General features: G+C 68.0%; 4 protein-coding genes. All 4 read left to right on the forward strand.

The window, feature by feature from the left end; translation table 11 throughout:
• Nucleotides 1-73 precede the first annotated feature (73 nt).
• On the forward strand, nt 74-589 hold the full coding sequence (locus tag ACPOLA_RS17590) for a hypothetical protein (protein ID WP_435771805.1): 516 nt from the start codon (nt 74-76) through the stop codon (nt 587-589).
• A complete protein-coding gene (locus ACPOLA_RS17595) occupies nt 586-3,951 on the forward strand; it encodes a DEAD/DEAH box helicase family protein (protein WP_435771806.1) in 3,366 nt (1,121 codons plus the stop codon). Before ACPOLA_RS17590 ends, ACPOLA_RS17595 begins: the two co-directional genes overlap by 4 nt.
• Before the next feature lie 198 nt (nt 3,952-4,149).
• Nucleotides 4,150-5,703 carry a TIGR02677 family protein gene (locus tag ACPOLA_RS17600; RefSeq protein ID WP_435771807.1) on the forward strand — a complete coding sequence of 518 codons (1,554 nt, stop codon included), beginning with the start codon at nt 4,150-4,152 and terminating at the stop codon, nt 5,701-5,703.
• Nucleotides 5,700-6,407, forward strand: coding sequence for a DUF2398 family protein (locus ACPOLA_RS17605; protein WP_435771808.1), 708 nt, complete (start codon nt 5,700-5,702; stop codon nt 6,405-6,407). Before ACPOLA_RS17600 ends, ACPOLA_RS17605 begins: the two co-directional genes overlap by 4 nt.
• The last annotated feature ends 91 nt before the right edge of the window (nt 6,408-6,498 follow it).

The following is a 6,498-nucleotide window of genomic DNA, read 5'->3' on the forward strand; positions in this document are numbered from 1 at the left end:
CTGTGGCCGGGCGCGCGAACGCCTCGGGCGAGGAGCCGCACGTGCGGGCCGGGACGATTGTGGGGAGCCTCTGATGCGGTGGGGATGGAATCCGGATTCTCTGGCCGCTGCGGCAACGGTGGGCGCTGCGGTGGCGGCCATCGTAGCCGGCTACTTCGCTTGGCTTGCCTACTCAATTCAGAGAGCGGAGCAAGTCCAGCGCCACGCCCAGCAACTTGCAGCGTGGGAGGCTCGTGAAACGCCCGCGTCGGCTGCTGCAGAGAATTGCCTCGCAATTGTGGTTCAGAATTCCTCGTCGTTGCCGTTCTATCGAGTCAGGTTCTGGGTCAAGCTCGGCATGATGGCACCCGTGTACGCCGGTTGGATGAGAGTCGTTCCGCCAACGGGATCGACTGTGCCGCTGCAGTTGCATGAAGGTTGCACTACGGCGTGGGATATCTGGCGCTCTAGTGGAACGCGCAACCCGACGGTGCCGGTCGAGTTCACTTTTCTGGACGCCAGCGGCACTTGGTGGCTGCGCTCCTTCGAGGGTGGCCTCACGCGTATCAATGAGTCAGACGCATACCGGTATCGCGACGGTAAGGCGTGAGCAACTTCGAGTTCATCCGACGCGCGTGGCCGTCCATCCATGGCGACTGCGCGCGGGCCGAGTCCTACCTGTCCTCGGATCCCCGGTCGGCCTGCTTCTATAGCCGTCGCGCGGTTGAGGAGCTGGTCGGTCACCTGTACGACGTACTTCGGCTGCCGGAGCCGTACCAATCGGATCTGGCTGCCAGGATCAACGCCGCGGAGTTCCGGGCGAAGACCGGGAACGGGATCAACCAGAAGCTGAACCTGATTCGCAAGCTGGGCAACACCGCCGTGCACGAGGCACGTGCGATCCCGCCGCAGGTTGCGTTGCAGGTGCTGCGGGAGCTGCACCATGTGATGGTGTGGGCGGCCTTCCATTACTCCGCCGACCCCGGGGCGGTGCCGACGCGGGCGCAGTTCGACCCGGCGCTCGCGGCGAAGGCCGCACCCCTGTCGCGGGACGAGCTTGTGAAGCTGGCGGCGAAGTTCAAGGCCCAGGACGAGGCCTTGGCGAAGGCGCTGGCGGAGAAGGAGGAGCTCGCGGCGGCGAAGGACGCGGAGATCGCGAAGCTGCGCGAGGACATCGCGGCGGCGCAGGCGGCGAAGACGCAGGTCGATGACCATGACTACTCCGAGGCACAGACCCGCGACCTGTTCATCGACGTCCTCCTCGGCGAGGCCGGGTGGCTGCTGACAGAGGCTCGGGACCGGGAGTTCGAGGTCTCCGGTATGCCCAACAACGAGGGCAAGGGGTTCGTCGACTACGTCTTGTGGGGTGCGGACGGGCTGCCGCTGGCGGTGGTCGAGGCCAAGCGCACAACACGGTCCGCACAGGTCGGCCAGCAGCAGGCCAAGCTGTACGCGGACTGCCTGGAGAAGCAGTACGGCCGGCGGCCGGTCATCTTCTACACCAACGGCTACCAGCACTGGATCTGGGACGACGCCGCCGGCTACCCGCCCCGGGAGATCCAGGGGTTCTACACCCGCGACGAGCTCGAGCTGCTGATCCAGCGCCGCCAGACCCGCCTGCCGCTGGGCCAGGTCAAGATCGACACCGACATCGCCGGGCGGCACTACCAACAGCGCGCCATCCGTGCCGTTGACGACGCGCTGATGAAGAAGCAGCGCGAAGCGCTGCTGGTGATGGCGACCGGGTCGGGCAAGACCCGGATGACGATCGCACTGGTCGACCAGCTGATGAAGGCCAACTGGGTCAAGCGCGTCCTGTTCCTGGCCGACCGGACCGCCCTGGTCACCCAGGCCACCAACGCGTTCAAGACCCACCTTCCGGCCGCGACCACGGTCAACCTGCTCACCGACAAGGTCGCCGACGGCCGGGTCTACGTCTCGACGTACCCCACGATGATGAACCTCATCAACGACACCGACGGCGGCCTGCGGAAGTTCGGGCCCGGCTACTTCGACCTCATCGTCATCGACGAGGCCCACCGATCGGTCTACCAGAAGTACGGTGCGATCTTCTCCTGGTTCGACTCCCTCCTCCTCGGTCTCACCGCCACCCCGAAGGACGAGGTCGACCACAACACCTACCGGCTCTTCCACCTCGAGGACGGCGTCCCCACCGACGCCTACAGCCTCGACGAGGCCGTCAGCGAGGGCTACCTCGTCCCCCCGGTCGGGGTCTCGGTGGGCACCAAGTTCCTCCGCCACGGCATCAAGTACGCCGACCTGTCCGAGGAGGAGAAGGACGAGTGGGACAGCCTCGACTGGGGCGAGGACGGCCCACCCGACGCGGTCGACTCAGAAGAGCTCAACCGGTTCCTGTTCAACGAGGACACCGTCGACAAGGTCCTCGCCACGCTCATGGGCAAGGGCTACAAGGTCGCCGGCGGTGACCGGCTCGCGAAGACCATCATCTTCGCCAAGAACCGCGACCACGCCCAGTTCATCGCCGACCGCTTCGACGTCCAGTACCCCGAGAAGGCCGGCCACTTCGCCCGTGTCATCACCCACGGCATGTCGTACGCCCAGAGCTTGATCGACGACTTCTCCCAACCCGAGAAGGACCCGCACATCGCGATCAGTGTCGACATGCTCGACACCGGCATCGACGTCCCCGAGGTCGCCAACCTGGTCTTCTTCAAGATGGTCCGGTCGAAGTCGAAGTTCTGGCAGATGATCGGCCGCGGCACCCGCCTGTGCCCGGACCTCTTCGGCCCCGGAGAGGACAAGAAGAACTTCCTGGTCTTCGACTTCTGCGGCAACCTGGAGTACTTCAGCCAGGACCTCCCCGGCACCGAGGGCTCGAACCAGAAGTCGCTGAACCAGCGCCTCTTCGAGACCCGCCTCGCGCTCGTCGGGGCCCTTGACCACGCGGGGGAGGAGCAGGAGCTGCGGACCTCGGCGGCGAAGGCCCTGCACGAGTACGTCGCCGGCATGAACATCGACAACTTCCTCGTCCGCCCTCACCGGCGGTGGGTAGAGAAGTACGCCGAATGGAACTCATGGGGCGCACTGACCCCGGAGGACGCCGGCGAGGTGCTCGAACACCTGGCCGGGCTGCCGTCGACGGTCAAGGACGAGGAGGAGACCGCCAAACGGTTCGACGTCCTCATCCTCCGCCGCCAGCTCGCCCAGCTCGAAGGCGACGCCGTCGCCGCCGAACGTATCCGTGCCACGGTCCAGGACATCGCCCACGGACTCCTCGCCAAGACCGCCATCCCCTCCGTCGCCGCCCAGGCGGAGCGTCTGGAAGAGGTGGCCAGCGACGAGTGGTGGGTTGATGTCACCCTGCCGATGCTCGAGCTCGTCCGCCTCCGGCTCCGCGGGCTGGTGCAGTTCCTCGACAAGGTCCAGAAGAAGACCGTCTACACCGACTTCAAGGACGAACTCGGCGAGGAGATCTACGTCGACCTGCCCGGCACCACCCCGGGCACGAACATGGAACGCTTCCGCGCCAAGGCCGCCGCCTACCTGAAGGAGCATGAGGACCACGTCGCCCTCCAGCGGCTGCGCCGCAACAAGCAGCTCACCCCCGCCGACCTCGCGGCTCTGGAGGAGATGCTGTTGGCCAGCGGCGCCGGGCAGAAAGTCGACATCGCCTGGGCCTCCGAGCAGTCCGGCGGACTCGGCCTGTTCATCCGCGGTCTGGTCGGCCTGGACCGCGCTGCGGCTGCGGAGGCGTTCGCCGCCTACCTCGACGAAGGGAAGGCGACGGTCGAGCAGATCCGGTTCATCAGCTTGATCATCGACGAGCTCGCCATGAACGGCATCGTCGAACCTGGTCGCCTGTACGAGTCGCCCTACACCGATCACGCGCCCACCGGTCCGGACTTCGTGTTCCCCGAGGCCGAAGTCGACGTCCTCGTCGACATCCTCAACGACGTCAAGGCCCACGCCCTGCCGACCGACGTCGCCTGATAGCTCGTCTTCGGCGCCCGGGGTCGACGAGTCGTCGTTCCGGTGTAGGGCGGGTGGACGGCCATTCCCGGGCCAGTTCACCCCCGGGGCTGGCCAGCCTCGCGAAAGTCGCCCGAACTGTCGGACGGTCGGCGTACCTTCCAAGTCGGCAAGCGGACCGCCGACAGGATGAGCTCCGCCCGGACCCGAGGCGGTGAGATGACACCGGACGCCACCGGCACAGACGTGGTCTTCGACGTGCCCACCGACCAGCAGCGACGTGACCTGTACCGGTACGCGACCGCGGACAACGCGCTCGAGTACATGGCTCTGATGCGCCTCTTCACCGAGACCCTCCTGACCGACCTCTCGGCCGCCGAAGCCCACGAGCTGCTCGACCGCGACGGCATCGCCCTCGACATCGACGAAGTCGAAGCGCGCTGCCGGCAGCTCGTCACTTGGGGCAACCTCGTCCCCTCCATGCGGGACGCCCGCGTCGCCACGGTCAGCGAATGGCTCCGCTCCCGCTCCCGCTACCAGGTCACCAAGCTCGGCGGACGCGTCCACCGCGACGTGGACGCGATCCTGCGCGCCAGCGACGGCGCCCGCGAAGTAGCCCGCGAGCTCCTCGGCGGCACCGTCCAGACCCTCCAACGAATCCTCGATAACCTCGCCGGAGCCGGTGACGTCGACGCGCTCGCCGCCGACGTCACCACGGTGTTCAGCAACCAGCGGCTCTTCTCCGACTCCGCCACCGACTTCTACGCCTTCGTCCAGGGTCGGCTGTCTCGCTACGACCTCGGCCTGCCCGAATACCGGGCGTTCAAGGAGATGCTGCTCGACTACGTCGACCTCCTCACCGCCGACGTCACCCGTCACGCCCCGGCCGTCGCTGGGCTGCTGGAGCAGATCGAGCCGCACCTGCCCGACCTCATCGCCACCCTCGACGCCCTGCCCCGGCTCATCGATCCCGAGGGGAACCCCGCCGAGCGCTCACCCGGACGCAGCCGCGCCGACTGGGACGACCTGACCGCCTGGTACACCGGACGCCGCGGACGCTCCGGCCCCGACCGGCTCCGCAACGCAGCCGAGCAGGCCCTCGGCCAGCTCATCGCGAACGCCAAGCGGATGCTGTCCGCACCGGGCACCGGCGTGTCCCGCCGCGCCGACCTGCTCCGCCTCGCCACCTGGCTCGACGGCACTGACACCACTGGCTGCAAGCGCCTGTTCGACGCAGCGTTCGGCGCCTATCCGTCCCGGCACCTCCTCCACGGACCCGAGGAGGACGACGGCCGCGCCGGACCGACCACCTCGTGGTGGGACACCGAACCGGTCGACGTGCCCTTGTCACTGCGCGAACGCGGCGATCGATCCGCCCGCGGCCGCTCGTCCCGCGTCCCCGATCCAGCCCTGGACCGCGAGACCTTGCTCGCCGAAGCCGCCGCCGAAGCCGCACAGAAGAAGGCCGCCGCCGCCGAGCTCGCCGTCACCGGCAACCTCCACGGCGCCCGCCTCACACCAGTCGCCCGCGACCTGCTCTTGGAACGACTCGGCGACCTCCTGGCCATCCACCAGGACCTCGAGGAAACGATGACGTCGACCGACACCGACATCGACCTCGTGATCGTCGCCGCTCCCTCCCCGGACGCGACCGTCATCCACTGCGACGACGGGCTCCTGACCATCCACGACCTCACCGTGCACGCCACCACCACCGGGCAGCGCGTCAGCGCCAATCGGGAGCCGGCTGACGTCGCCGAGGGCGCGTCATGAGGGCCGACACCGTGCCGCTGACGAACGCGAGCACCGCGACCCGAACCCAGGCCGAAGCAGAACGTCGTGCCGCCGCCCGGGCGCTGCTCGTCCACCCGGTCCTCACCGCAACCAAGCACCCCGAAGAGTTGGCTCTGGTCCGCCGCCACGCGACCGCCCTCAAACAGGCGTTCTCCACCCAGCTCGGATACCCGCTCGTCGTCGAGTCCAGCTTCGCGCGGCTCGCCAAGACACCGCTGCCCGCCGACGCACCCGCCCGTGGCGCACACCGCAGCAACGGAGTCGACCTCACCCCACGTGCCTACACGCATCTCGCCCTGGTGTGCGCCGGTCTGCTCGCACCCGGCACCGGGGAACAGGTATTGCTGTCCACCCTCGTCGACCAGCTCCGCGCCGACGCAGCAGCCACCGGCGTCACCGTCGACGACTCCATCGCCGACCGCCGCGCCCTCGTCGCCGCCGTCGACATCCTCCTTAGCTGGGGCGTCCTGGTCGAGACCGACGGGTCCGTCGCCGCGTGGGGAGAACGACGCGAAGAGGCCCTCTTGACCGTCAACCGGTCTCTGCTGCCACACCTGCTGTCCCGCCCCCTGTACACGCTCGCCAGCCCCGACGAGCTGTGGCAGGCCGACCCGGCTGCCCGCGAGAAGCCCCGACTCGAGTTGCGTCGTCGGCTGACTGTGAGGATTCCCTTCGCAGCCTGATGGTGCTGGGCTGTGGGCAGGCAACTGCGAGCGTGACCCTTCGGCTGACTGGCTCAGTGCCTTTGACGGGACTTGTCCGCTCGTGGTTACC

Origin of the sequence: Nocardioides proteolyticus, from assembly GCF_051280635.3 — a bacterium.
In the GTDB taxonomy this organism is placed as follows: domain Bacteria; phylum Actinomycetota; class Actinomycetes; order Propionibacteriales; family Nocardioidaceae; genus Nocardioides.